The organism is Pseudomonas sp. W5-36 (assembly GCF_046540455.1).
In the GTDB taxonomy this organism is placed as follows: domain Bacteria; phylum Pseudomonadota; class Gammaproteobacteria; order Pseudomonadales; family Pseudomonadaceae; genus Aquipseudomonas; species Aquipseudomonas graminis_B.
Genome location: NZ_JAXCIQ010000029.1, coordinates 1 through 24,696 on the forward strand (window position 1 = coordinate 1; position 24,696 = coordinate 24,696).

At 63.1% G+C, this 24,696-nt stretch carries 22 protein-coding genes; 7 read left to right on the forward strand and 15 right to left on the reverse strand.

The annotated features are described in order from the left end of the window. Nucleotides 1-314 precede the first annotated feature (314 nt). Together SLW74_RS26500 and SLW74_RS26505 are read right to left on the reverse strand one after the other, a co-directional pair. Nucleotides 315-806: a copper chaperone PCu(A)C gene (locus SLW74_RS26500; protein WP_410930611.1), complete on the reverse strand. Its 492-nt coding sequence runs from the start codon at nucleotides 804-806 to the stop codon at nucleotides 315-317. After that, a complete protein-coding gene (locus tag SLW74_RS26505; protein ID WP_410930612.1) occupies nucleotides 806-1,414 on the reverse strand; it encodes an SCO family protein in 609 nt (202 codons plus the stop codon). Before SLW74_RS26505 ends, SLW74_RS26500 begins: the two co-directional genes overlap by 1 nt. 435 nt (nucleotides 1,415-1,849) lie before the next feature. Here SLW74_RS26505 and SLW74_RS26510 point away from each other — a divergent pair, with 435 nt between their 5' ends. Genes SLW74_RS26510 through SLW74_RS26520 form a run of 3 tightly spaced genes read left to right on the forward strand, consistent with a single transcriptional unit; the run spans nucleotide 1,850 to nucleotide 4,250 of the window. Continuing rightward, on the forward strand, nucleotides 1,850-2,896 hold the full coding sequence (locus SLW74_RS26510; protein ID WP_410930613.1) for an acyl-CoA dehydrogenase family protein: 1,047 nt from the start codon (nucleotides 1,850-1,852) through the stop codon (nucleotides 2,894-2,896). Then, nucleotides 2,893-3,654: a PIG-L deacetylase family protein gene (locus SLW74_RS26515; RefSeq protein ID WP_410930614.1), complete on the forward strand. Its 762-nt coding sequence runs from the start codon at nucleotides 2,893-2,895 to the stop codon at nucleotides 3,652-3,654. The genes SLW74_RS26510 and SLW74_RS26515 overlap by 4 nt, the downstream gene beginning before the upstream one ends. Then, complete coding sequence (locus tag SLW74_RS26520) at nucleotides 3,651-4,250, forward strand: class I SAM-dependent methyltransferase (RefSeq protein WP_192135900.1); 600 nt, start codon at nucleotides 3,651-3,653, stop codon at nucleotides 4,248-4,250. Before SLW74_RS26515 ends, SLW74_RS26520 begins: the two co-directional genes overlap by 4 nt. Nucleotides 4,251-4,279: 29 nt before the next feature. Here the strand turns inward: SLW74_RS26520 and SLW74_RS26525 are convergent, their stop codons facing one another. The 3 genes from SLW74_RS26525 to SLW74_RS26535 all read right to left on the reverse strand — a co-directional run bounded on the left by SLW74_RS26525 (nucleotide 4,280) and on the right by SLW74_RS26535 (nucleotide 6,318). After that, nucleotides 4,280-5,011: a GNAT family N-acetyltransferase gene (locus SLW74_RS26525; RefSeq protein ID WP_410930615.1), complete on the reverse strand. Its 732-nt coding sequence runs from the start codon at nucleotides 5,009-5,011 to the stop codon at nucleotides 4,280-4,282. Nucleotides 5,012-5,181: 170 nt separating this feature from the next. Then, entirely contained in the window at nucleotides 5,182-5,937 is a 756-nt protein-coding gene (locus SLW74_RS26530; RefSeq protein WP_065987123.1) for a DUF4239 domain-containing protein, read from the reverse strand. Between the two features lie 15 nt (nucleotides 5,938-5,952). Further along, on the reverse strand, nucleotides 5,953-6,318 hold the full coding sequence (locus tag SLW74_RS26535) for a hypothetical protein (RefSeq protein WP_065987122.1): 366 nt from the start codon (nucleotides 6,316-6,318) through the stop codon (nucleotides 5,953-5,955). A gap of 513 nt (nucleotides 6,319-6,831) precedes the next feature. On the opposite strand from SLW74_RS26535, the gene SLW74_RS26540 reads away from it, so the two are divergent. Beyond that, nucleotides 6,832-9,234, forward strand: a complete 2,403-nt coding sequence (locus tag SLW74_RS26540) for a glucose/quinate/shikimate family membrane-bound PQQ-dependent dehydrogenase (protein ID WP_410930616.1) — start codon at nucleotides 6,832-6,834, stop codon at nucleotides 9,232-9,234. 98 nt (nucleotides 9,235-9,332) lie between these two features. Here the strand turns inward: SLW74_RS26540 and SLW74_RS26545 are convergent, their stop codons facing one another. Further along, nucleotides 9,333-9,581: a hypothetical protein gene (locus tag SLW74_RS26545; RefSeq protein WP_296313978.1), complete on the reverse strand. Its 249-nt coding sequence runs from the start codon at nucleotides 9,579-9,581 to the stop codon at nucleotides 9,333-9,335. Between the two features lie 575 nt (nucleotides 9,582-10,156). Between SLW74_RS26545 and SLW74_RS26550 the strand changes: the two genes are divergently transcribed. Then, entirely contained in the window at nucleotides 10,157-10,702 is a 546-nt protein-coding gene (locus SLW74_RS26550; RefSeq protein WP_141695115.1) for a sterol desaturase family protein, read from the forward strand. Here the strand turns inward: SLW74_RS26550 and crtB are convergent. Genes crtB through fni form a run of 5 tightly spaced genes read right to left on the reverse strand, consistent with a single transcriptional unit; the run spans nucleotide 10,584 to nucleotide 16,575 of the window. Further along, on the reverse strand, nucleotides 10,584-11,573 hold the full coding sequence (crtB, locus tag SLW74_RS26555) for a 15-cis-phytoene synthase CrtB (RefSeq protein ID WP_410930617.1): 990 nt from the start codon (nucleotides 11,571-11,573) through the stop codon (nucleotides 10,584-10,586). The two genes, SLW74_RS26550 and crtB, sit on opposite strands and share 119 nt — an antisense overlap. After that, complete coding sequence (locus tag SLW74_RS26560; RefSeq protein ID WP_410930618.1) at nucleotides 11,570-13,060, reverse strand: phytoene desaturase; 1,491 nt, start codon at nucleotides 13,058-13,060, stop codon at nucleotides 11,570-11,572. Before SLW74_RS26560 ends, crtB begins: the two co-directional genes overlap by 4 nt. Nucleotide 13,061: 1 nt before the next feature. Further along, on the reverse strand, nucleotides 13,062-14,252 hold the full coding sequence (crtY, locus tag SLW74_RS26565) for a lycopene beta-cyclase CrtY (protein ID WP_410930619.1): 1,191 nt from the start codon (nucleotides 14,250-14,252) through the stop codon (nucleotides 13,062-13,064). Then, complete coding sequence (locus tag SLW74_RS26570) at nucleotides 14,249-15,523, reverse strand: glycosyltransferase (protein ID WP_410930620.1); 1,275 nt, start codon at nucleotides 15,521-15,523, stop codon at nucleotides 14,249-14,251. The genes crtY and SLW74_RS26570 overlap by 4 nt, the downstream gene beginning before the upstream one ends. Continuing rightward, nucleotides 15,520-16,575, reverse strand: coding sequence for a type 2 isopentenyl-diphosphate Delta-isomerase (gene fni, locus SLW74_RS26575; protein ID WP_410930621.1), 1,056 nt, complete (start codon nucleotides 16,573-16,575; stop codon nucleotides 15,520-15,522). The genes SLW74_RS26570 and fni overlap by 4 nt, the downstream gene beginning before the upstream one ends. A 198-nt stretch (nucleotides 16,576-16,773) precedes the next feature. On the opposite strand from fni, the gene SLW74_RS26580 reads away from it, so the two are divergent. Then, nucleotides 16,774-17,703: a polyprenyl synthetase family protein gene (locus tag SLW74_RS26580; RefSeq protein WP_065987097.1), complete on the forward strand. Its 930-nt coding sequence runs from the start codon at nucleotides 16,774-16,776 to the stop codon at nucleotides 17,701-17,703. Here the strand turns inward: SLW74_RS26580 and SLW74_RS26585 are convergent. The 4 genes from SLW74_RS26585 to SLW74_RS26600 all read right to left on the reverse strand — a co-directional run bounded on the left by SLW74_RS26585 (nucleotide 17,693) and on the right by SLW74_RS26600 (nucleotide 23,173). Beyond that, nucleotides 17,693-18,169, reverse strand: a complete 477-nt coding sequence (locus tag SLW74_RS26585; RefSeq protein WP_410930622.1) for a hypothetical protein — start codon at nucleotides 18,167-18,169, stop codon at nucleotides 17,693-17,695. The two genes, SLW74_RS26580 and SLW74_RS26585, sit on opposite strands and share 11 nt — an antisense overlap. A gap of 342 nt (nucleotides 18,170-18,511) precedes the next feature. Continuing rightward, the gene (locus SLW74_RS26590; protein ID WP_065987093.1) at nucleotides 18,512-18,943 is read right to left on the reverse strand and encodes a RidA family protein; all 432 of its coding nucleotides are present in this window, start codon (nucleotides 18,941-18,943) and stop codon (nucleotides 18,512-18,514) included. A 96-nt stretch (nucleotides 18,944-19,039) separates the two neighbouring features. Further along, on the reverse strand, nucleotides 19,040-20,224 hold the full coding sequence (locus tag SLW74_RS26595; protein WP_065987092.1) for a DUF2252 domain-containing protein: 1,185 nt from the start codon (nucleotides 20,222-20,224) through the stop codon (nucleotides 19,040-19,042). Nucleotides 20,225-20,341: 117 nt separating this feature from the next. Next, nucleotides 20,342-23,173, reverse strand: a complete 2,832-nt coding sequence (locus SLW74_RS26600; protein WP_410930639.1) for an EAL domain-containing protein — start codon at nucleotides 23,171-23,173, stop codon at nucleotides 20,342-20,344. A gap of 377 nt (nucleotides 23,174-23,550) precedes the next feature. On the opposite strand from SLW74_RS26600, the gene SLW74_RS26605 reads away from it, so the two are divergent. Continuing rightward, nucleotides 23,551-24,615, forward strand: a complete 1,065-nt coding sequence (locus SLW74_RS26605; RefSeq protein ID WP_410930623.1) for an NAD(P)-dependent alcohol dehydrogenase — start codon at nucleotides 23,551-23,553, stop codon at nucleotides 24,613-24,615. Nucleotides 24,616-24,696: the final 81 nt, after the last annotated feature.

A 24,696-nucleotide genomic window follows, 5' to 3' on the forward strand; every position in this document is an offset into this window, starting at 1 on the left:
TTGATCGTATGCTTTTTCATGGGCTCGCCCTCGCTGTCGTTGGCTTCTTAAGAATGCCACCGTGGCGCTACTGACGCCTCGGCTTGGGCGAGTCCATCCAATTACGAGGGTACGTGGTGGCTTTGTGGGACTGGTTCTAGCAGGTCCCACAGTGAATACGCGGTGTCTTTGTGGGACTGGCTTTAGCCGGGAAGACGTCGGTTTGAACGACACCACTTCTCCGGTGTGCCCCCGACCTGAACACCATCAATTCTGCGGTATGGCCGCCGGCGCTTTCCCGGGTGAAGCCGGTCCTACCGGATACGCGATCCCACTTAATGCGTCATGCCGTGATCATGGCTCATGTCCATCGCGGCGCGGGCCGGGGCGCTTACGTTCAGCACTTCTGTCTCGCCTTTGGCGTTTTTCACGGTCAGGGTCAGCGGGACCTGATCGCCCTCTTTGATCTGGCCGTTCAGGCCCATGAGCATCACGTGGTAGCCATCCGGGTCCAGCGCCACGGTCTTGCCTGCCGGCAGCGGCACGGCGTCGACCGGGCCCATGCGCATGACGTCGTTGGTCATGCTCATCTCGTGGATCTGCACGTCTTTGGCCACTGGCGAGGTGACGCTGAGCAGCGTGCTGTCGGTGTCCGCGGTGATGCGCATGAACGCGCCTGACGAAGCCTGCCCGGCCACCGTCGCACGCACCCACGGATCCTCCACCCGCGTCTGGGCAACCGCACTCAGACTGACCCCGGCCAACAGGGCGACCCCCAACGTGCGCGAAACCAACGAGCGTGAGACAGCAGCAAACACAGTATTCATCAGCAGACTTCCATGACAGTGAGCAGGTCTTCCGCGCATTGCTTGGCGGAAAGCGAGGGTGACAGCCCCAGGCGCAGGTTGCCCCGGGAGTCGAAAACGAAGCTGGTGGCGGTATGGGACATCGTGTAGGTGTTGCCCGCCGGGACCTTTTCGTAGAACACGCCGAATTCTTTGGCGACGTGGGCGGTTTCTTCCAGGGTGCCGCGCAGGGCGACAAACGTCGGATCGAACTGTTTGACGTAGGCGTCGAGGATGTGCGGTGTGTCGCGCTCGGGGTCGACGGTGATGAAGATCACCTGCAGCGTCTTGCCGTCCTCGCCCATCATCTTTCTGATCTGCGCAGCACGGGCCAGCGCGGTCGGGCACACCGCCGGGCATTGGGTGAAACCGAAAAATACCATCGGCATCAACCCGCGATAACTCGACAGGGTTTTGACCTCACCGTCGGTGTCGGTCAGCTTGAACGTGCGGCCCATGATCTTGTTGCTCAGATCTTTGCCGTACTTGAAATCCAGCGCAGTGGTCGAACCGTCACAGCCGGCCAGCAGGCCCAGCCCCAACAGGCCCATGCCGGTGACCACCTGACGGCGGGTTAGAAACTCATTCATCTGGCGAACTCTCGAAAGCAGCGGCTGGCGCCAACGCCAACCCTTTTTTCGTCCACCTCGCGGCACCGCAGGCGTTATTGGCAGCCGCACTGCAGCGGCGAGGGACGAAGCGAAAAAAACAGGTGCCCGACAGTGTCGCGCAAAACCGGGCCGAATGCGTTACAAGCGGATTTTACCGACACCCCTCAACGGCGCTGCATGCCTTGACGCCCATGGGTTGAGAAACGCTCGCTGCGACAAAACCGCGCACCCGTTCACAAAACAGGGATCAGCGCGCTGGCGAAGCCGCCCGGCCGAACGCACGTGGCCCGGCTGGCCGAAGAAATGTTTGAACCCCTCCCCGCCTGCGCTGCCGAATTTCATCAGCAGGCCGCGCAACGGGCCAGGCAAACAGCCCGCGCAACTCGCGTCGGCGTCAACGGGACGGAGACAGTCATGCGGGACGATGCACAAGGACTTGAATCACTGCTGGCGGATTTCGCCCACCGTCACAACCCCCACGTGCCGGACGCACCCCTGCGTCACGCCATGCAACGCTGCCTCGACAGCGGGCTCGATCAATTGCCGTTGCCCGGCAGCGGTCGCACCCTCGAACGCTGGCGCCAATTGGCGACGGTGGCGGGCGTCGATCTGGCGCTGCTCAAACTCTACGAAGGCCACACCGACGCCCTCGCCATTCTTCATGAATTGAGCGCTGATGAACTTAATTCAGCGCCTTTCGATGCACCCGGCATCTGGGGCGTATGGGCCGCTGAACCGCCCGACGCCAGGGTAGGCGTCAGCCAACGCCATGGCGACAAGGTGCGCCTCCACGGCCGCAAGGCCTGGTGCTCTGGCGCACAACAGCTGGATTACGCCCTGCTCACCGCATGGGCCAGCGATGAAACGCCGCAGCTGGTAGCCGTTGATTTGAAGCAGTCCGGCGTGCGCTTCAACAGCGACACCTGGCAGGCCGTAGGCATGGCGGGCACCGCCAGCGGCGACGTGCACTTCGACGACGCTGTCGGCATTTGCGTGGGCAACAGTGGCGACTACCTTTCCCGGCCAGGATTCTGGCAAGGCGGCGCCGGTATCGCCGCGGCCTGGTATGGCGCGGCGGTAGCGCTGGCGAAGACCTTGCGCGCGCACCGACACAACGGACGGCCGGAACCCCATGCTGACGCTCATCTGGGCAGCGTGGATGCGGCGCTGTGCGGCGCGGCGGCGGCCTTGCGCGAATGCGCCTCATGGATCGACGCACATCCGCAGCACGACGCGAGCCTGCCGGTGCAGCGCCTGCGGGCCCAGGTCGAGCTGGCGGTCGAACAGGTTTGCCGGCACGTCGGGCGGGCGCTGGGCGCAACGCCATTCTGCCGCGATCCGCACTTTGCCCGGCTGGCCGCCGACCTGCAGGTGTTTATCCGACAAAGCCACGCCGAACGCGACCTGGCGCATCTGGGCCAGCGAGTCGCCTCGGGCGAAAACGAGGATTGGTCACTATGAACGAAGCGCAGCCTTTCGGCGTCACCGGCACCCCGTTGAGCGCCTGGCAGAACAGCGTGGCGTTGCGCGGTGTGCGCCCGATCACCCTGGAGGAACTGATTCCACCTGGCGCACGCCTGATCGTGCTCGCGCCGCATCCCGACGACGAAGTGCTGACCTGCGGCGGTGTGCTCGCGGCGATGGCTCAACGGCAGCACGATGTGCAACTGGTGGCTGTCACCGACGGCGAAGGCAGTCATCCGCACTCTCCCCTGTGGCCGGTACAGCGCCTGCGAACCGAGCGGCGCCGGGAAAGCGAACAGGCCGTCGCGCACCTGGGCCTCGACGTGTCGAGGCTGTCCTGGCAACGGCTCGGCATGGGCGATGGTCAAGTTGCCGGGCATGCCGAGTCGTTGATTGCCCTGCTCAGCGAAGACCTGCGTCCCTCGGATGTGTTGTTGACCACCTGGCGCCACGACGGCCACTGCGACCACGAAGCCGTCGGCCATTGCGCGGCCCAGGCGGTGGCCAACAGTGGCGCGACGCTGGTGGAGATGCCGGTGTGGGCCTGGCATTGGGCTGAACCGAACGACCCGCGCATCCCTTGGGAACAGGCCCGTAAATTCTGGCTCAGCGAGGAGCAACTGCGGCGCAAGCGCGAGGCCATCGGGGCGCATTTGAGCCAGCTGGAAAACGACCCGAGCACCGGCGCTCCTCCGGTGTTGACCCCTCAGACGCTTGAGCGTCTGCTGCAACCCTTCGAACTGGTGTTTCTGTGAGCATGACAGGTGAGTATTTTGAGACATTGTTCGCCAACAGCGACGACCCCTGGGCCTTCCGTACGCGCTGGTACGAACACCGCAAACGCGACCTGACCCTCGCCGCTCTGCCGCGCCAGCGCTATGGGCGCATCTTCGAGCCGGGATGCGCCAATGGCGAACTGAGCCTGCGCCTGGCCGAACGCTGCGACGCGCTGCTGTGCATGGACCTCAGCCCCCGGGCCGTCACTCTGGCCCGAGACCGCTTGAGCGAACATGCCCATGTTCAGGTGCTGGAAGGCTGTTTGCCTCAGGACTGGCCGGCGGGAGAATTCGATCTGGTGGTGATCAGCGAATGGGCCTATTACCTGACGCCGGATGCCTTCGGCGAGATCATCGAGCGCATTCGCGAAAGCCTGACGCCGGAGGGTGCGGTGCTGGCATGCCACTGGCTGCACCCCATCGAAGGCTGCCCGATGGAGGGCCGCGAGGTGCACCAGGTCCTGGCGCGGCACCTGGCCATGGAACGCACGCTGCATCACGCCGAGCGGGATTTCCTGCTGGAAATGTGGAGCAAGGACTCAGGCGGGATCGACCTCAACGAGGCCGTTCGCTGATCGCTGATCGCTGATCGCTGATCGCTGGATTAGACGAGCCGCGGGCCGATGAAGGCTTGCGCGCCTGACTCGCCCAACAGTCCGTTGACGAATAGCCGGGCCTGGCGGGTCAACTGATCGATGTGGCGATCGCGCTGTTTCTCCGCATCGGTCATGGCGCGCTTGCCGTGCTGCTTCAACAGATAGCTGTGGATCTGCCGCACTTCCAGCGAGTTGTAGATCGGCGCAATGTCCAGCACGGCCAACAAGCCCTCGGTCTGCCGCTCACGGGTGTTCATCACCACCTGCGGCCCGCGCGCACCCAACACCTGAAAACCCAGCGCCTCGAACACCGCAACTTTGGAGACGAAGCACGCCAGCTCCGCATGGGGATAGCGTTCGGTCATCTTTGTCAGCATGGCCCGCGCCACGCCCTGACGACGGCGTACCGTTTGCACCGCCATGTACGCCACGGCGCACGCCTGCGGGTCCTGTTGAACCGGCAAATAGAGTAAAAAGCCGATGACGATCGACGGATCCTCGGCGTCCAGCGCCACGATCAATTCCACCGCAATCCCCCGCGAGCCATCCATCGCCTGCACGTACTGATGCACTTCATGGCCGACGCCGTATTGGTACAGCGGGTACAACGGATTGCTCGGGGCGATGGCGACCATGCTGAGGTCGGTGACGTAGTCGATCACCATTTGCATGATCTGGCTCTTGATCGATTCCGGGGGCGTGGCATCGAGACGCATGACGGTAAACGTGGGGCTGGGCATTGTGATCCTGAATACGGGCTGGCACGGTAGCGTGCTGAGTGGTGACGTGCAGAGCGCTGCATCATACCCGGCCCACCTCGCAAATCCCTCCTTTTCTGCCCTCCGACGCTTCGTTATAAAGGACCGCAACCCGAGCGCGACCACGACCCTAAAGCGGTTAAAGCGCACGCTTACAACTGCATCTCCGCCAAGGCCCGGCGAAGCGGCTCATCAGAAATCTGGATGGGGCCGTGAAAGGGAATGTCCATGTCCAGGACCAGGTAGACCGACGCGGCAATCAGCAGTGCTGATACGGTGAACATGCCAATGACCATCGGGTTGCGCGGCGCCCGGTAGCCGAAGGTGGCGAAAATCAGCGTCATCCACGCGATCAGCATGCCGATCAGCGGGCCGGGTATCGCCCCTTCGGACTGCTCGACGATTCGCCAGCGCTGTTCGATCAGGCCGTGGTACTGCTGGCGAATGTCCAGCATCAAGGTTTCATGGAAGCGATCCGCCGGGCGCACCCCGGCGAGGGATTTGCCGATGTCGTCCAGGTACTGCGCGGCCTGGCTCTTGCGATGCTGCAGCGCTTCGTCACCGCGATACGGATTGGCAATGGCCCGCTCCAGGTACGTCACCAGCAGCCCGCGTGTCTGTTGCGCGGACTCGCCGTAAGTGCGCAGCGTTCGGTCGAAGATGATCAGATCAGTGGCGTAGGCATGGAAGCTCGCGTCGATGGATTCATAGGTGTTCTTGGCTGAATTGATCATCAGCCCGAACACGAGCGAGGTCATCACCACGAAGATGTTGGCCACCAAGCGGATGACCGTGTTGGTGTCCTCGTCTCGATGACGGCTCGAAAGCCTGGGATACCAGTGCATCATCAGCAACGATGCCGCCAGCAGGCAGGCGAAGGTAGCGGCTGCGATCCACACCGACTGCATTAACGCACCCCGCCGCTACTGCGCAGCCCAGTGGGAAAGTTTGCGCTGGACGTCATCGGCGCCTCCCTGGCACTCGCTGGCGGAGAGACTTGGCGCACCGCGTTCCAGCGTGGTCACCGGCCTTCCTGGGGGCGAATAAATAGTGATGCGCTGCGCACCCGCCGGCTGAAATTCAATACGGGTGCCGTCTTCCAGATACAACGCCTCGTCGGCATATTTTCCGTCCATCGCGCGGTAATAAGGCGGAGCGCTCAGGCAGGTGCGCAGGTCGCCGTCCTCGAAGATTTCCACGTAAAAAGTGCCGCCGGCGTGGGGACCGGCCCAAAGGCCGGTGAGTTTGTGTGGCGGTGAAGATGCGCTGACTGAGGTGTAATCGACCAATGACGCACCGGTCGTGGCCTGGGTCGTGCACCCGGATACACACACAAAAACCGCCGCTGTGATCAGCAGCGTCGTGGCTCGCGTCCTGCTTAACCGATTGTGCATAGAGAACTTACACTTCCAGCGCGTTATGAGAGCGCAGACCAGAGGGAATCGATGGACTCCGTCTCATGCGCCTGCCGTAAGTTGAATGGCCTGTTGACGACTCTAGTCTGCGCCCACACCCCCCCGCAACTTTGAGCGATGGGATGCACCATAGCGGGCATTACCTTGCCGCCCTGTAGCGCCATCTCGCCGGTCCTTTCAGCCCCTCTTCAGGCCCCGAACCTGCGTAAGGCCGGGCCGATTGCCCTCTGAATGCTTTTCCCCCGGGATCAGTTCGTGAACACGGCCTATGCTTGGAAAGAGCGTGTGGTCAGTGATGCCGAAAAAATTCATCCAACCGGCTGATCGGGGAGTTGAACCCCCTATGAGGCGCACAGTCCATGCACTACATCCCAAGGGGGAACATCGATGAATGACTTATCAAAAGCTTCAGGGCTGAGGCGTTTCACTTCCATCATTGCAGGCATCTTTGCCTTGTTTCTGCTGGTAGGCGGTATCTGGCTGCTCACATTGGGCGGCTCTTTTTATTATCTGTTCCTGGGCGTCGCGCTGCTGGTGTTCGCCGTCCTGTTGTGGCGACGTTCCGCGGCATCGCTCTGGCTGTATGGCGCGCTGATGCTGATCACCGTGGTCTGGGGTCTGTGGGAAGCAGGCACGGACTTCTGGGCGCTGGTGCCGCGATTCGACATCCTCGGGGTGTTGGGTCTGTGGCTGCTCATTCCGGCGGTGACCCGGGATATTCCGGAGCGCATCAAGCCCGGCAAAACCTTTTTATCCGCGACATTGGCGCTGGCCATCGTGGTGATGGTGTATGCCATCTTCAACGACCCGCAGGAAATCAACGGCAGCATGGCCACCGCGCAACCCGCGCAGCATGAGCCTGTCGAGGGCATCGCCAATGGCGACTGGCCTGCTTATGGGCGCACCCAGTCGGGCACGCGCTATTCCCCGCTGACCCAGATCAACGAAGGCAACGTCAAAGACCTGCAGGTGGCGTGGACCTTCAACAGCGGCGAATCGAAAACCGCGAGTGACTCCGGCGAGACCACCAACGAGCTGACGCCGATCAAGGTAGGCGACAACATGTACATCTGCACCACCCACCAGATCCTGGTGGCGCTGGACCCGGCGACCGGCAAAGAGAAGTGGAGATTCGATCCCAAGCTCAAATCCGACCCGTCCTTCCAGCACTTGACCTGCCGAGGCGTTGCCTACTTCGATCAGGCTGACACCACGCAGTTTGCGAAAAGCCTGGAAGGCACTCAGCCGGTCGCCACCAGTTGCCCGCGCAAGGTATTCCTGCCGGTCAACGACGGTCGTCTGTTCGCCATCAACGCTGACACCGGCGCACCGTGTACCGACTTCGCCAAAAACGGCGAGCTCGATCTGCTGCACTTGCAGCCCTACCCGTATCCGGGCGGCCTCGAACCCACCTCCCCGCCTGTGGTGACCGGCACCACCGTGATCATCGGCGGTTCGGTGACCGATAACTTGTCGGTGCACGAGCCATCCGGTGCGATCCGTGGCTACGACGTGAACACGGGTGCGCTGAAGTGGATCTTCGACACCGGTGCCGAAGACCCGAACGCGATTCCGGGCGACGGCAAGACCCTGGTCAATAACTCGCCGAACGCCTGGGCACCGCTGGCTTACGACGCGAAAACCGACGTGGTCTACGTGCCAACCGGCAACCCGACGCCCGACATCTGGGGCGGCAACCGCACCCCGATGATGGAGCGTTATGCCAGCTCGATCGTCGCCATGAACGGCTCCACCGGCAAACTGGTGTGGAGCTTTCAGACCACCCACCACGACCTGTGGGACATGGACGTACCGGCTCAGCCAACCCTGGCTGACGTAAAAACCGGCAGCGGCGAAGCTGTCCCTGCGGTGTACGTGCCGACCAAGGCCGGCAACCTGTTCGTGCTCGACCGTCGCGACGGCAAGCCAATCGTGCCGGTCCATGAAATGCCGGTGCCTGCGGGTGAAGCGGCGCCAGGCGATCGGGTCAGCCCGACCCAGCCGCGCTCGGACCTGAACCTGACGTCGATTCAAACCCTGTCCGACAAGGAGATGTGGGGCGCGACCATGTTCGACCAACTGGTCTGCCGCGTGATCTTCAAGCAGCTATCGTACAACGGCCAATACACGCCGCCGTCCGAGCAAGGCACGCTGGTGTTCCCGGGCAACCTGGGCGTTTTCGAATGGGGTGGCATCTCGGTCAACGCCGACCGTCAGGTCGCGCTGATGAACCCGATGGCGCTGCCGTTCGTGTCCAAGCTGATCCCCCGAGGCCCGAACAACCCGTTGTGGCCTAAAGAAGGTGCCACCGGGACCGGTACCGAAATGGGCATTCAGCCTCAGTACGGCGTGCCTTATGGCGTCGAAATCAACGCCTTCCTGTCGCCCTTGGGCCTGCCATGTAAAGAGCCGGCCTGGGGTTATGTGGCGGGTGTCGACATGAAGACCCACGACGTGGTGTGGCGCAAGCGTATCGGTACCATCCGCGACAGCCTGAAAGGCATTCAACTGCCACCGCTGAAAATCGGTGTGCCGATGCTCGGTGGTCCCATCTCCACGGCCGGCAACCTGATGTTCATCGCCGGCACCCAAGACAACTACCTGCGTGCCTTCAACGTCACCAACGGCGATCTGCTCTGGGAAGCGCGGTTGCCGGCTGGCGGTCAAGCCACACCGATGACCTACGAGAGCAATGGCAAGCAGTACATTGTGATCATGGCCGGCGGGCATGGCTCGTTCGGTACCAAAATGGGCGATTCCCTGATTGCCTACGCCCTGCCGTCGAAGTAATCGGCGGATGAGCGACAACAAAAAGCCCGAGTGATCGGGCTTTTTGTTGTGTGCGGTTTCACTACAGCAACCGCCAGTGAAGGTCGGACGCCGACCGCTCACTCAGTCTCGATAACACCCGTCATCGCCGTAAAGCGGCTCTGCGGGTTCTTGAGCTTGTCGAGCACCTCATCGGGTGTGGACTCACGGAACACAACCATGTGTCCCACCTCCTCGCCGCCTTCGGTGACCCGCTCGATGTCGTTGATCATCCAGGTTTTCAGCTCTTCCACGCTGATGCCCAGCTGCTCGGCGACCTGACCGTGGAAGCGCTCTGCGTCATATTGATTGAATTCGTCGTTGTTCATGGCCTTGGCCTCCTTTAGCGGGTGTAAGTCTGAGGCCGCAGGAGGCCGGCACAGTTCAGTCGGTTACGACCCACGGCGACTGGCCATCCCACTGATAGTGTTCAAACCGGCCCCTTCCCGGCTAAAGCCGGTCCCACGAAAAGCAATTCGCTCGATCCGTAGGACTGGCTTCAGCCGGGAAAGCGTCGTGCGTCACGCTACAAAATGAAGGTGTTCATGCCGGCCCCTTCCCGGCTAAAGCCAGTCCCACTAAAAGCAATGCGCTCGGCCCGTAGGACCGGCTTCAGCCGGGAAAGCGTCGTGCGTCACGCTACAAAAATGAGGCGTTCACACTGGCCCCTTCCCGGCTAAAGCCGGTCCCACGAACAGCAGTGCAGTCCCATTGGCACACCGCGTACTCATAGTGGGACCGGCTTCAGCCGGGAAGGCGTCAGATGTCACGCTACAAAACAACGGAGGGCCACGCCCAATCGGCAACTGACAAACCGATCTCCGCCTTCAGCCACCGGCATGCGACAATCACGCACCGAACAGCGTCGGCCTTTTCACGGTCTGACGTCGAGACACTTGCGTGGATGAGCCCGATGATCAATGCCCTCGTATTTTTCGCAACCGTGATCGGCATGGAGGGCTTTGCCGTGTTTGCGCATAAGTACATCATGCACGGTTGGGGCTGGGGCTGGCATAAGTCGCACCACGAGCCGAGAACCGGCTGGTTCGAGAAGAACGATCTGTATGCCGTGGTGTTCGCCGGGTTCGCCATCGTGCTGATCGCGCTGGGCACCGCGGGGGCGCATCCGCTGGAGTGGATCGGCGCAGGGATGACCGCTTACGGCTTTCTGTATTTCGTCGCCCACGACGGCCTGGTGCACAAGCGCTGGCCGTTCAAGTACGTGCCCCGCAATGGCTACCTCAAACGACTGTATCAGGCGCATCTGATGCACCACGCGGTGTCGGGCAAGGAGCGCTGCGTGTCGTTCGGCTTTCTCTACGCGCCGAGCGTCACTCGGTTACGCGCTCAGCTCCGACGCTTGCATGACGGCCCGTTGCACAAATCCGATCCGGACGTTGCCACAGGCTCGCAGGTCGCGCCGGCCACTGCCGACCACGAGTCACGCTAGCCTTCCACGCCCCCACCAACACCAGTCGCAGCTTGTCCAGCTTGCTGGTCGAGACCCGCGCATCCCAGGCCCGCGCGCCGCGCTCCCTGACCTTCACCCCGATCTCGCGGTAGACGCACCCCGCTGTCGCCACTGCCCAGGCCGATCGCCATGGCAGGGCGGTCAAGCCGGCATTGGCACTCTCGTAGTACGGCTCGGCCATGTCCACCAGCCGCTTTGCCAATACGGCTACCGCTGGACGGTATTCCGGAGATGCAAGGCGATCGTGGGGAATGCCCAACTCATCCAGCCAGTCGCCCGGCAGGTAGCAACGCCCCACCGAAGCGTCTTCGACGATGTCCCGGGCGATGTTGGTCAGCTGAAACGCCAGTCCCAAATCACAGGCGCGGTCGAGGGTCGCCTCGTCGCTGACGCCCATGATCTGCGCCATCATCAGGCCGACCACGCCGGCCACGTGATAGCAGTACTCCAGCGTGTCCTCGACGCGCCGGTATTCGCGCTGGCTGACGTCCATCGCGAAGCCATCGAGATGTTGCAGGGCGTAGCGCTGCTCGATGCCATGGCGCAGGACAACTTCCCGGAACGCTTCGAACGCCGGGCTGTGGGTCGGCGTGCCGGCATACACGGCGTGGGTCTGGGCGATCAGCCGTTGCAGGCGCTCGGTGACTTCCTGCTGACTGACCACCGTTGCCGAGTGCCCCGCTTCCTGGCCGTCAATGACGTCGTCGCAGTGCCGGCACCACGCATAGAGCATCACCGCGCTGCGACGGGTCACCGGATCGAAGAGTCGCGACGCGGCCGCGAAGCTTTTCGAGCCGACTTCAATGCTCTGGGTGGCGTGATCGAGGAGTGCCTGATCGGCCACGCTCATGAGTGCAGGTCCTCCAGCATCAGCCCGGCCGTGGCCTTGGCGGAACCGATGACACCCGGCACACCGGCGCCCGGGTGCGTGCCGGCGCCGACCAGGTACAGATTGCTCAGGCTTGCGTCGCGGTTGTGGGGGCGGAACCACGCGCTTTGTCGCAGGATCGGCTCAAGGGAAAACGCCGAACCGAGGTGCGCGTTGAGTTCGCCCTTGAAATCCTGGGGCGTGAAGATGCGGCTGGTGACCAGATCCTCGCGCAGGCCCGGCATGTAGTACTTCTCCAAGTACGCGAAGATGCGGTCGCGGTAGCGCGGCCCTTCCACTTCCCAGTCGATATCGGCGTTGCCCAGGTGCGGCACCGGTGACAGCACGTAATGGCTCGAACACCCCGGCGGCGCCAGGCTCGGGTCGGTGATGCACGGCGCGTGCAGGTACAGCGAGAAATCCTCGGCCAGCGCCGCGCCCTTGAAAATCTCCTGAATCAGCGCCTTGTAGCGCGGGCCGAAACACACGGTGTGGTGCTGCAACTGTGGCTGCGGACGCTTGAGCCCGAAGTGGATGACGAACAGTGAGTTGCTGAAGCGCTTGCCCTTCAGCCGTGCGCCTTCCTTGACCCCGCGCGGGTGGCCGCCGAGCAGTTCGGCGTAGGTGTGCATCACGTCGGCGTTGGAGGCCACGCAATCGGCGCTGATCTGCCGGCCGTCCTTGAGGCGCACGCCGGTCACTCTCTGGCCACTGGTGTCAATGCTGGCGACATCGGCGTTGAGCTCGAAACGCCCGCCGATGTCTTCGAACAGCTTGACCATGCCCTGCACCAGCGCGCCGGTCCCGCCCTTGGGAAACCACACGCCCCACTGGCGTTCGAGGGCGTGAATCAGCGTGTAAATGGAGGACGTTGCAAACGGATTGCCCCCCACCAGCAGCGAGTGAAACGAAAACGCCTGCCGCAGTTTGTCGTCCTCGATGAACTCCGACACCATGGAATACACGCTGCGCCATGCCTGCAACTTCGCCAGCTGCGGCCCGGCCTGAATCATGTCGCGGAACGACAGGAACGGCACGGCGCCGAGCTTCAGATAGCCTTCCTGAAACACCGCTTTGGAATACGCCAGAAAGCGCTGATAACCGGCGACGTCCTTGGGGTTCAGTGCCGCGATCTGGGTGTCGAGGGACTGCTGATCGTTGGCGTAATCGAACTTCGTGCCGTCTTCCCAGCACAGGCGATAGAACGGCGACACCGGCAGCAACTCGACGTAATCCTTGATGGATTTGCCGGCGGCGGTGAACAGCTCTTCGATGGCCGTCGGGTCGGTGATCACCGTCGGCCCCGCGTCGAAGGTAAAACCCTGATCTTCGTAGACGTAGGCGCGGCCACCGGGCTTGTCGCGTTTTTCCAGCAGCGTCGTCTGCACGCCCGCTGCCTGAAGCCGGATGGCCAACGCCAGGCCGCCGAAACCGGCACCAATCACAATTGCGGTTTTTGCTTGGGTCATTTCAATTCTCGTTGTGCTTAGGCGGGTGATGCCTGGCCTGGTAGTGCTTGGGCAGGTAACGAACAGCGGCCTTGACCGCCTCGTCGATCGGTACGGGCGGTTTGCCGGTGAGCACGCGCAGCTTGTCGGCCAGGCTACTGCGCCCTGCGTAGAAACGGCTGATCAGGCCTTCGGACAGCCCGTAAAACCGCTGCATCACCTGCCAGCGATTGGACGGACGTCCGGCCAGGAACAGCATGCGATTAAGCAGCCGATAGAAACCCTGGGAGTGCCACGCGTGCCGCGCGATAGCGCGAATGCCGGCGTCCAGCGACTCGGCATCCAGCCTGGACTGAACGGCGATCCACTCCGCCAGCCGCACGGCATGGGGGAGCGAATAGCCGGTGGTGCAATGAAACAGCCCGGCCCGCAATCCGGATCGTGGCTGGCCCGCCGCTTCGCACCAGAACCCGGCGAAATCCCCGGCCAGGGTGATCGGCAACACGCCCTGCTCTTCGCGCAGGCACTCGGCAATCGCCCAGCCTTGGGCGGCGGCGTAGTCGGCGATGTGCTGACGAAGCTGGTCAGATGAAAACGAATGCTGGTCGACGTAATGGGTGTCCTCGATCAGCAGGGTGTCAGCTGAAAAAGGCAGCACGTAGACGAAGCGGTAGCCCTGCCCCTGCGCGACGCGGGCATCCATGATGATCGGCGCGGTCAGGCCATGGGGCGCCTTCAAACGCATCAACTGACCCAGAAACGCCTGCTGCCCCAGCACCATGTGCGCCGTGGCCTGCACGCCACGGCCATCGATCACCGCGCTGGCCTGAAGCCGCTCGCCGCCTTCCAGCACCACGGCGTTCGGCGTGAGTTCGGTGATGCGTCGGCCGGTCAGGAGCGCATCGCCCAAAGCGGGCTCGATGACCTCGGCAAAGCGTTCCGACGTGATGCTGGCATAGCCACTGTTCAACCGTCGCGAGCGTTGGGGGAAGTGCACGTCATAGGCCGACCAGCGCTGAACCACCAAGGGCTGCAGCCATTGATGCTGCTCGGCCGTGAGGTCGCCTTCGTGGTAGGACCAGGTGTGATTGCCGCCCAGGTGCGTCTGCTCTTCGATGCACAGCACCCGCAGCTCCGGCCGCAGCTGTTTGAGGCGCCAGGCGATCAGCCCGTTGGCCAGGCCGCCGCCGGCAAGAATCAAATCGTACGTCATGGCATCAACCCCGCCAGCACTGGCTCACCCGTGCGCACCACGGCTTCGACAATGTCGGCGGCGCGGGAGGTGCCGCCAGCGTTCGCCAGCTCGGTCGCCAGGCGCTCAAAAGGCTCTGCGGACAGCCCGCGCAGTTGCGTAAGGCGCTCGCGAATCTGCCCTGCCCCGGCGCCGCGCCGCAGTTGCAGGCCAATCCGGGCATGGGTAACGCGCGAAGCAACGCCCGGCTGATCAAACGCGATGGGCATCACCAGCATCGGCGTGCGCGCCACGATAGCGTCCATCACGGTGTTCAAGCCGCCGTGGGTCACCACCGCATCGGCGTGTTGCAGCGCCCATTGCTGCGGCGCGAAATCGGTCACCCAGGTCGCGCCGGCCTGGATCAGCCGCTGCTCTTGCCGCGCATCCAGCCCGCCGCAATGGGCGACCAGCAACTGCGCATTCAATTGTCGGCTGGCCGTGGCGATGCGTTGGAACATGTCAAAGCGACTGCCCTGCAGCGTGCCGAGGCTGGCGAAGATAAATGGCCGGGCGGGGTCAATCGGCCATTCGCCCGGCTGTTCGGTCTGAGGCGCCCGCAGTGGCCCGACCGCGTGAAAATTGGCCGGTGGATGCTGACGGGGGAAATCGAATCCGGGAAGCGTCTGGCTGATCTGCGCATACGGCGAGAGGCATTCATGCAGCCCGTCGCGGGGCTCGATGGCCAGACGCCGTGACGCATCACGCAGCACCTTGCTCAACGGACTCATCAGCCAGTCGTACACCTTGCGGCTGCCTTCGAACACATGCTGACTGCGTTCATCGGTGGCGTAGGCAAAGGGCATCACCGGGAGCGGCAACTGCGGCTCGCGGTTGACCGGCAAGGCGCAGGCCACCGAGACATACGGCAAGCCCAGCCCTTCGGCGACCATGCCGCCCGCCGCTTCCATCTGATCGCACAGCAGGGCCTCGATCTGCCGCACCGCCAGTGCAGAGGGCAGCTCGGCACACAGCATGCGCGTGGTGTCGCACAGGTCGCGGATCACCCGGCGCAGGCGCAACGGATTGTTCGAGCAGGCCGCACGGCGCAGCGCCGCTTCAAGACTACCCGGCGGATGACTGAGGGCACCGAGGGCGTGAAAGCCGATGCGCGGATCGGTCAGCCAGCGGCGGGCATCGGCCTGCTGGAAAAAGGTGACCTGATGACCCCGGTCGATCAGCGTCCCGGCCAGGGCCTGAAACGCCTGAAAGTGGCTGTAGAATGCCGGCGCCACCACCGCAAAATGGGTCATGACAGCAACGACTGCAGGGTGTTGGGCGCCACCAGGCGAGCACTGCGCAACGCGCGCAGGTCCTCTGAACCGGTGCAGAAACAGGCGATGCGTAACTGGCGGATAACGATGTCGAAGTGTTCGATGACGGCGGCAGTGGACACGGTCGCGTTGCGCAGCACGCCTGCGGCCTGGCCGACGACATCCGCGCCCAGCCGAATGGCCTTGGCCACGTCTATGCCATTGTGAATGCCGCCGGAAGCAATCAACGGCGTGTCCGGGAGCGCCTGGCGAACCATGGCCAGGCTGACGGCGGTGGGGATGCCCCACTGCGCAAACGCCATGGCGACTTCGCGATCGGCCGGGCTCTCTGCGCGCTCGGCCTCGACGGCGGCCCAACTGGTGCCGCCCAGTCCGGCAATGTCCAACACCTGCACTCCGGCATTCACCAGCGCCAGTGCAACATCGGCGGACAGGCCTGCGCCCACTTCCTTGACCACCACCGGCACGCCGACATCGAGCACCACGCGGTGGATGGCGTCGAGAATGCCCTGCCAGCGCCGGTCGCCACCGACCTGCACCGCTTCCTGCAAGGGGTTCAGATGAATAATCAACGCGTTGGCCTGAAGCATGTCGACCGCACGGCGGGCCATGTCCAGGCCGTCAGGCTCGATCAGTTGCGCGGCGCCGATGTTGCCCAGCAGCGCGATGTCCGGCGCCAGACGCCGCAGTTCGCGGGTCAGACCCTGATCTCCGCCGTTCTGCAAGGCCACCCGCTGCGAGCCGACGCCCATGGCGATGCCCAGTTCCTGAGCGGCTTCGGCCAGATGACGGTTGATCGCGGTGGCCCGCTCGGCCCCGCCGGTCATGGAGCTGATAAGCAACGGCGCGCGCAATGCGATGCCCAGCAGGGAGCCGCTCACGTCAATGTCGTCCAGATTCAATTCCGGCAGCGCACAGTGTTCGAAGCGGATGTCGTCCAGTCCGGAAAAGGAGGTACGCACGCTGGCGCGCCTGTCCAGCACGATATCGAGGTGATCGTCTTTGCGACGACCCATATCGCTGTGAGTCATACTCGCTCCATGCAGCTGAATTATTGAACGGGCCCTACGGTCTTCTGCAGATGCAATCTTGTACAAAACCGATTTTCCTGTACAACTTTGCCGTATCTTGAGGCATTTAGAAACAGCAGTCGTTCCGTGATGACCGGTCTCGCACGCCGAACCGCTCCGCGACGAACAGTTTTACCGCTAAAGCATAGGGAAAGACCGATGGCAGGTAACGTCGACACAACAATCAAATCGGGCTTTGCCGGGCGACTGGGAGACGTCCGGGCGGCAATCGAAACGCGCCTCTCCGAGCTGCTGCCCGAATCCGGCAACGAGCGCGATCTGGTGGCCCTGGCCATGCGTGAATCGACGTTGGCGCCGGGCAAGCGGATGCGCCCGGTGCTGTTGGTGCTGGCGGCCGAAGGGCTGGTCGAGGCCAGCCATGAGAACAGTCGCACGATCAGGCGACAGGCCGTGGACCTGGGCTGCGCCGTCGAGATGATTCACGCCGCATCCCTGGTGCTCGACGACATGCCGTGCATGGACAACGCGTCGCTGCGACGCGGCCAGCCCACGGTTCACCTGAAGTTCGGTGAAGACGTGGCCATTCTGACCGCCATCGCCCTGCTCAGCCGCGCCTTCGGCGTCGTCGCCAGCATCAGCGATCTGGCCGCCACCACCCGCACTGAACTGGTCGAGGTGCTGGCCAATACGGTAGGCATGCAAGGGCTGGTGCGCGGGCAGTTTCAGGATTTGCGCGACGGCCAGCGCAGCCGTGACGCGGACGAGATCGCCCTGACCAACAACCTGAAAACCGGCGTGTTGTTCGGCGCGATCATGGACATGGTCTGGCTGATCAGCGGCGCGCGGGACGATCAGCGGCCGCTGCTGCAGAACTTCGCCATGGAGCTGGGCCAGGCGTTCCAGATGTACGACGATTTGCGCGACCGCTGCGCCGACAGCGACAAGGATCAAGGCAAGGACGACGGCAAATCGACCTTCGTTTCGCTGTACGGCGAGGACAAGGTCAAGCGGCAACTGGCGCTGCACCTGTCCAGCGCCGAGCAGGCGCTGCGCGAGGTCTACGGCGATGCGTCGACCATCGCCGGCTACCTGCGGCTGATCTTCGAGAAGGCCGGGCTCAACGGCTAGCCGACTGCGAACCCAGCTTGGCAATGGCTTGCTTGAGCTGTTCGCCGTCCGAGAACCGTTCCTGACGGACGACCGCGCCGTTTTTCAGGGTCAGCCACTGCACGGTGTCGCGGTCGCCGTCGTAGGCCGAGGCGACCCGGGCTTCGCGGTCCAGCAGGATGCGGTACTTGGCCGAACGCATGGCAGGCACAGCCACCATCTTTACCAGGGACGGCATCTTCTCGATGTCTGCCACGTAAACAACGTGGCGCTGCTCCAGGTAACCCTCGGGATTGTTTTCCAGTGCGGCGTTGACCATCTTCGCCGCCGCCATGCTGCGGGCGATCAACAGCACCTGGGCCTGATCGTCCAGCGTGTAGGCCTTGTCGAACTGGTCGAGCAGCGTCCATTTGGCGATCGGCTGGGGCGCGTCCTGGGCGAATGCATTGAGACTGAGAAACAGAGCGAGGGCCGCAAATTGCCGCATGGTTTAAATCCCTTCAGCAGGAAAGATTGAACAAAGATAAGCGTCGAGGACAGGGCTGGTCGACCCGCGCCTGTCCGCCATTCTGGAGCCAATGATGGCTCAACAAATGACGCGTGCGCCAATTTACCAGCAAGCGGTCCGCCCGGTTCGCCTGTTATGGGCTTTGCAGGTGATTTCCCGGCTGAAGCCGGTTCCACTAATCGACCGCGTACCCCCAGTGGGATTGACAAACCTTGACTGTGGGACTGGCTTTAGCCGGGAAGGCGTTGGCGGTCACGCTGCAATAGTAATGGTGTTCACACTGGCCTCTTCCCGGCTGAAGCCGGTCCCACTAAAAACCAGTCAGTCTCTGGGCCTAAGCGCCGCCACTGCTTCGATCTCGATCAGCATGCCGTCCAGCGCCAGGCGTGGGACGGGGATGAGTGTGCACACCGGCTTCATGTTGTCCGCCCATGCGAGATCCGCCTGCTCGACCCACAAGCGCAACCGGTCTTCGGAGTGATCAACCATCAGCAGCGTCAGTTTGAAGATATGCCGAAGGTCGGCCCCACGCGATTGCAGGGCGATGCGGACGTTAGCTATGGCGTGGGCCGCCTGATCGGCAAAATCCGGGGACAGCTGGCCTTGAGCGTCCTCCCCGCCCTGGCCGGCGACGAACAGCCACTCGGCGCCCGGGCCAACTACGGCAAGGTGGGAATAGGCGTTGGGGGCGGGATCGTACAAGCCTTCCGGGTTGTACAAGGTGAACGGAGCAGCAGCGGAGGTTGGCGTCATGGCAGTGATCCTGAACATAAGGGCCCCCAGTCTCGAACCTCCACCTAAGTAGAGGTCAAGTGGGCCTCACCGTCCGAATCGAATCCTGAGCCGGTATCAATTCTCCAGCGCATACCGCCGGCAATGCTCGAGATAGCCCTGCTCATGGCTCCCCACCAGATGCACGACGTTGCTCCACAGCCACGATGGCGCATCCAGGGTGTGCGAACGGTTGAGTTGCAGTTCTCGCATCCACGACGAGCGCGTGGAGAGGTCCATCTGCCGGGCGTGGGCCAGTCCGACGACGCGGGCCAGATAACCGGCGGCTTTCATGGCTTCGCGTTCGCTCAGTTGATCGAGTTCAAGCTTCATGTCTTGGGGCAGCAGCTCGCGGACGAAGAAGCCATGATCCAGCATGCGCGTCGCGATCATCCGGTTGCCGAGCCCCGGCGAAAGATGCCGGGCCCCTTCCACCACGCGCTTGCCGTTGTCCCGGGGCATGCCCGCGCGCGGGGTGCGCGGCGCGGCGGCAGCGACCGCTTCCTTGACGTCGAGCAGGCAATATTCCTGATCCTCATCGTCGCCCACGCTCAGCAGGACCGCATAACGCAGCAGGCCCAGGGAGCTGCAACCCTTGACCCAGTAGGCACAATCGAGCATCTCGACGCGGTCATCCTTGGATCGGCCTTTCAACGAGGTGACCAGAGCATGAATCTCCGGCGTCGAGCACAGGTCTTTCAGGCCATGACGCTCATCCCGGGACAACGACCAGAAATGCTTGCCCAGCGGAATGGTCGGCCGGGTGTCTTCGATGCGCTCTTGAGCCAGGTGCTTCCAGGTCCTCTGAACCGCGCTGCGCATCCCCGCCTTGACCTGTGCCGGACGTGCGGGCTCCTCGTCGGCGCCGTCTTCGAACGCCAGCTCATAACCCTGCATCATCTCTTCGAGCATTCTGGCGGTGGCGACGCCGGGCAGATCGGACCCCCGGGCAGCGGTGGCCAGAGACAACGCCAGACGCACCAGATCGTGGGCCGGGTTGCCGATCACGGTCTGATCCAGGTCGCGGATGTGGATGTCGATGCGCCCTTTCGAATCGCCGGTCGGGCCGAGGTTACCCGCGTGGCAGTCGCCGCAGATCCACACCGGCGGGCCACTGGGCAAGCGTCGGCCAGACTGGCTGTGCAGCCATTCGTAAAACTGCACCGTGCTGCCGCGCACATACGCGTGGGCAGAACGGGCCATCTTCAGATTACGTAATTCGTTGAGCGGCTTGAGACGTGCGGAGGGTCGAGGCGTTTTCATGAACAATTCTTTGCAGGGAGATGTAGCGTTGACTCGCCCCGGAGAGAAATGTTGCGGAATGTTTCACGATATCGCGACGGCCGACCTGAGTCATCTCTCCAGACCGGCAGCCCTGTGTTACAGCAACGCGCTCAAATCCAGCTTGTCCTGGGGCACCGGCATCGAGAAGTAGTAACCCTGCGCCTGACCCGCGCCCATTTCCCGCAGCAGATCGAGGGTCGCGGCGTCCTCGACGCCCTCCGCCACCACCGTCAGCCCGAGGGATTCGGCCATCCGCACAATGGCGCGAACGATGGCCCGGCTGCGGGAGCTGGTGGTCAGTTCCAGGGTGAACGACTTGTCGATCTTGAGCCCGCTGAAGTGGTACTGATGCACGTAACTGAGGGAGGAGAACCCGGCGCCGAAGTCATCAAGGACCACCGACACGCCGTTGTCCGCCAGGTGCTTCATGGCCTGGCGTGCCAGCTCAGGCTCGGCCACCAGCGCGCCTTCGGTGAGTTCCAGGCAGATACGCGATGCCGCCACGCCATGCTGGTTGAGCAAACCCAGCACCTCGCTGGAAAATTCCGGACGGGTGATGCTGTAGCTGGAGCAGTTGACGTGCACCGTCGGCCAGTGCGTATGGTCGGGATGGGCAAGGATCGCCACCACTTGCTGCAGCATGTACAGGTCCAGCCGGCCGATCAGGCGCAGGCCTTCCAGCGCCGGCAGAAACTGCCCCGGCGCGACGATCCGGCCATCGGCCTGACGCCAGCGAATAAGGGCTTCGAGGGCCAGAATCCGGCCGCTGGCGACATCGATGATTGGCTGGAAGTACGGCACCAGTTCGTCGGTGCGCTTGAGGGCATTGCGCAGCGCGGTCTCCTGCTCCATCTGGTCGGACACCTCGCGGCGCACTTCCTGGTTGAACACGGCGTAGCTGTCGCGCCCGGCATTTTTCACCCGGTACATGGCCGTGTCGGCGTCGCGGAGCAAATCCGCCGGCTCGCTGTGAAACTGCAGGTCAGCGCCGACCACGCCGATGCTGCACGACGAAAACACCGCATGGCCGTCGATGTAGAACGGCACGTCGAAGGCCAGCAGAATGCGCTCGGCAATCGCCACGGTGATGTCCGGCGGCGCGGCGTAGGCCAGCACGGCGAATTCATCACCGCCCAGCCGGGCGAGCAAATCACTGTCGCGCATGCACTGGCGCAGCCGGTCAGCTGCCTGGATCAGCAGCAAGTCACCTGAATGATGGCCGAGGCTGTCGTTGACCATTTTGAAGCGGTCGAGGTCGATAAACATCACCGCCAGTTCCTCGCCCTTCTCACAGAATTTCTCCCACGCGTCCCTCAGGCGCTGCTGCAAATGGCTGCGGTTGGGCAGGCCGGTCAGCGCGTCGTGGGCGTTTTCGTGTTGCAGCTTGGCGTTGGCGTAGTCCAGCTCCCGGGTGCGGTCCTGAACCCGCGCTTCCAGACGCAGATTGGCGGTATGAATGGCCTCGGCAGCGCTGCGTCGGGACAAGGCCGTGTCGATGTGGCGTGATACAAACGTCAGCAGCTCCTGGTCGCGCAACGAGTAGCTGACATGGGAGGTGTAGCTCTGCACCGCCAGCACGCCACGCACCACGTCGCCGTCGAACAACGGAATGCCCAGCCACGAACTCGACCGGTTGACCTCGTTCTGCAGGGTGATCTCGCCGATGCTTTCCAGCCAGCGCGCCTCGGCACCGTCGATCAGGCACGGCCGGCGCTGGCGGATGACGTACTCGGTAAAGCCCCGCTCGCCACGGCGCGGATCGGGGCGGCGGGTCAGGCGTTCGTCCACGTAGTAGGGAAACGTCACCTCGCCGGTGGCGTCGTCGAACAGCGCGATATAGAAGTTAAGGGCAAACAGCAGTTCGCCAACGATGCCGTGCAGGCTTTTGAACAGGTCGGTCATGTCGCCAGGTTGGCTGGACAGCTCTGTGATCTGGAACAGCGCGCTCTGCAAGTGCTCGGCGCGTTCGCGGTCGGCCACTTCGTTGCGCAGGGCGTCGTTGAGGCGCGACAGCTCGAGGGTCCGGCGGGCCACGGTTTCTTCCAGCTGCGCGCGGTGCAGGATGCGGTCCAAGGCCATCGCGACGTGGCGCGCCACCACCAGAAACAGCTCCTGATCCTCGACGCTGTAGACCCGGGCCACATCGTAGACCTGCATCGCCAGCATGCCGAACACGTCGTCGGAAGCGTTTTTCAGCGGCGCGCCCATCCAGAATTCGGGGCGATGGCCCACGCAGTGAAACCGATCCAGCACGCGTGCCCGCTCGATGGCGGCGGCGTCAACGAACAGCGCCTGCTCGGTGGTCAGCACATAACCGGTCATGGACAGCCGCTCGGGATCGAGAAACTCGTAGGTTTCCGCTTCGAGGGCGTCGAGGTCAGTGATGTCAATGTAATAAGGGTAGGTGATCTTGCCGCTGTGGCTTTCGTAGAGCGCGAGGTAAAAGTTTTCTGCGTCGATCAGGGTCGAGAGCTGCTGGTGCACGCCCTGCAAAAACGCCGAGCGGTCACGGGTGGAGCTGGCCAGGTAAGTGATTTCATAGAGCACCCGCTGGGTGGCCTGGGCCCGGGCCAGCGCATCGGTTTGCAGGCGCAGGCCGAGGCGGCCGGCCAGCTCGGCGAAGTACGGATCGTCGGAGTGCGCCTCCGGCATCAACAGCCAGCCCAACGCGGACTCGCCATGGCCGGTCACCCAACGCTGCAGATGGTGCTGGCGGCAGTAGCCGTCGAATTCCTCCCGGGGGATCAACGTTGGCCAGTCCGTGGCGGAACAGCCCTGCCCCAGCAGGTGCATTTGCTGGCCGGCACGATAAGCGGCCCAGGTCAAGGTGGGTGCAGTCTGCCGGGCGGCGCGCAGCAAGGCGTCCAACGAACTTTCCCCGGACAACCCGACCGCGGTCAGGGCGTCGTCATCGACGGGCGCAGGCATACAATCGTCGGCAATGGACGTGTACCCGCAGGGGGTCGAAAGTGGGAAATTCATAGGCGCTCCATTGCCAGCGTCGGACTGCGCTATCTTCATGGGGTGTGACAGAAGGTTGCAAGCGGCATATTCGGATTTGCAGTCTATTCGCAACGAAAAAACCGGTTTCCACGACATTTATTGCAATTACCCGCCGCACGGCACGGTAGCGCCCTGCAAATTGAAAGATTTGACCCGGCACCCTGTTGACTCAGTGCGCTTCACACAGCTCGCCAAACAGCCCGGCGGCGACGGTTTCATGTTTCGGCATTGACCTTTGAGCGCCCTCGCCTGTCACTGATTGCTGTTACCCGTCTTTTTGCCTCACTGGAGATGATCACCCAATGATAAAGACTTACAGCTACGCCGCGCAAAAACCCACTGACAAACTGGCCCCGCTGCACATCGAGCGCCGCGAGCCGGGGGCCGACGATGTGCAGATCGACATCCTGTTCTGTGGCGTCTGCCACTCGGATCTGCACACCGCACGCAACGAATGGAACAACACCCTGTATCCGTCGGTGCCGGGCCACGAGATTGTCGGCAAGGTCACGGCCGTCGGCGCCAACGTCACCCACTTCAAGGTCGGCGACCTCGCCGGCGTCGGCTGCATGGTCGACAGCTGCCAGCACTGCGCGTCCTGCGCGGAAGGCGAAGAGCAATACTGCGAGAACGGCTTCACCGGCACTTACAACGGCCCGGTGTTTGGCGGCGAGAACACCTTTGGCGGTTACTCCGACAAGATCGTGGTGAAAGAGAAGTTCGTCCTGAAGATTTCCCACAGCGACAATCTGGCCGCCGTCGCCCCGCTGCTCTGCGCCGGGATCACCACTTACTCGCCGCTGCACCACTGGAAAGTCGGCCCGGGCAAGAAGGTCGGCGTCGTCGGGCTGGGCGGTCTCGGTCACATGGCGGTGAAGATCGCCCATGCCATGAGCGCTCACGTGGTGCTGTTCACCACGTCGCCGAACAAGCGCGAAGACGGCCTGCGCCTGGGCGCCGATGAAGTCATCGTGTCGAAAAACGCCGATGAAATGGCGACCCAGACCAATCAGCTCGACTTCATCCTCAACACCGTGGCGGCGCCGCACAACCTTGATCCGTTCCTGAACCTGCTCAAGCGCGACGGCACCATGACCCTGGTGGGCGCGCCGGATCAGCCGCACCCGTCGCCAGGGGTGTTCAACCTGATCTTCAAACGCCGCAGCATCGCCGGCTCGCTCATCGGCGGGATTCAGGAAACCCAGGACATGCTGGACTTCTGTGCGAAGCACGGCATCGTCTCCGACATCGAGATGATCCACATGAAAGACATCAACGAAGCCTACGAACGCATGATCAAGGGTGACGTGAAGTACCGCTTTGTCATCGACATGGCGACATTGAAAGAAGAAGCGTCGGCCGCCTGACGCTGAACGTCCCCGGGCCGGATTCCGCGGCCCGGGCACTTGTAACATCCTGTGATTTTTCCGCTCGAGAAATATCCGCAA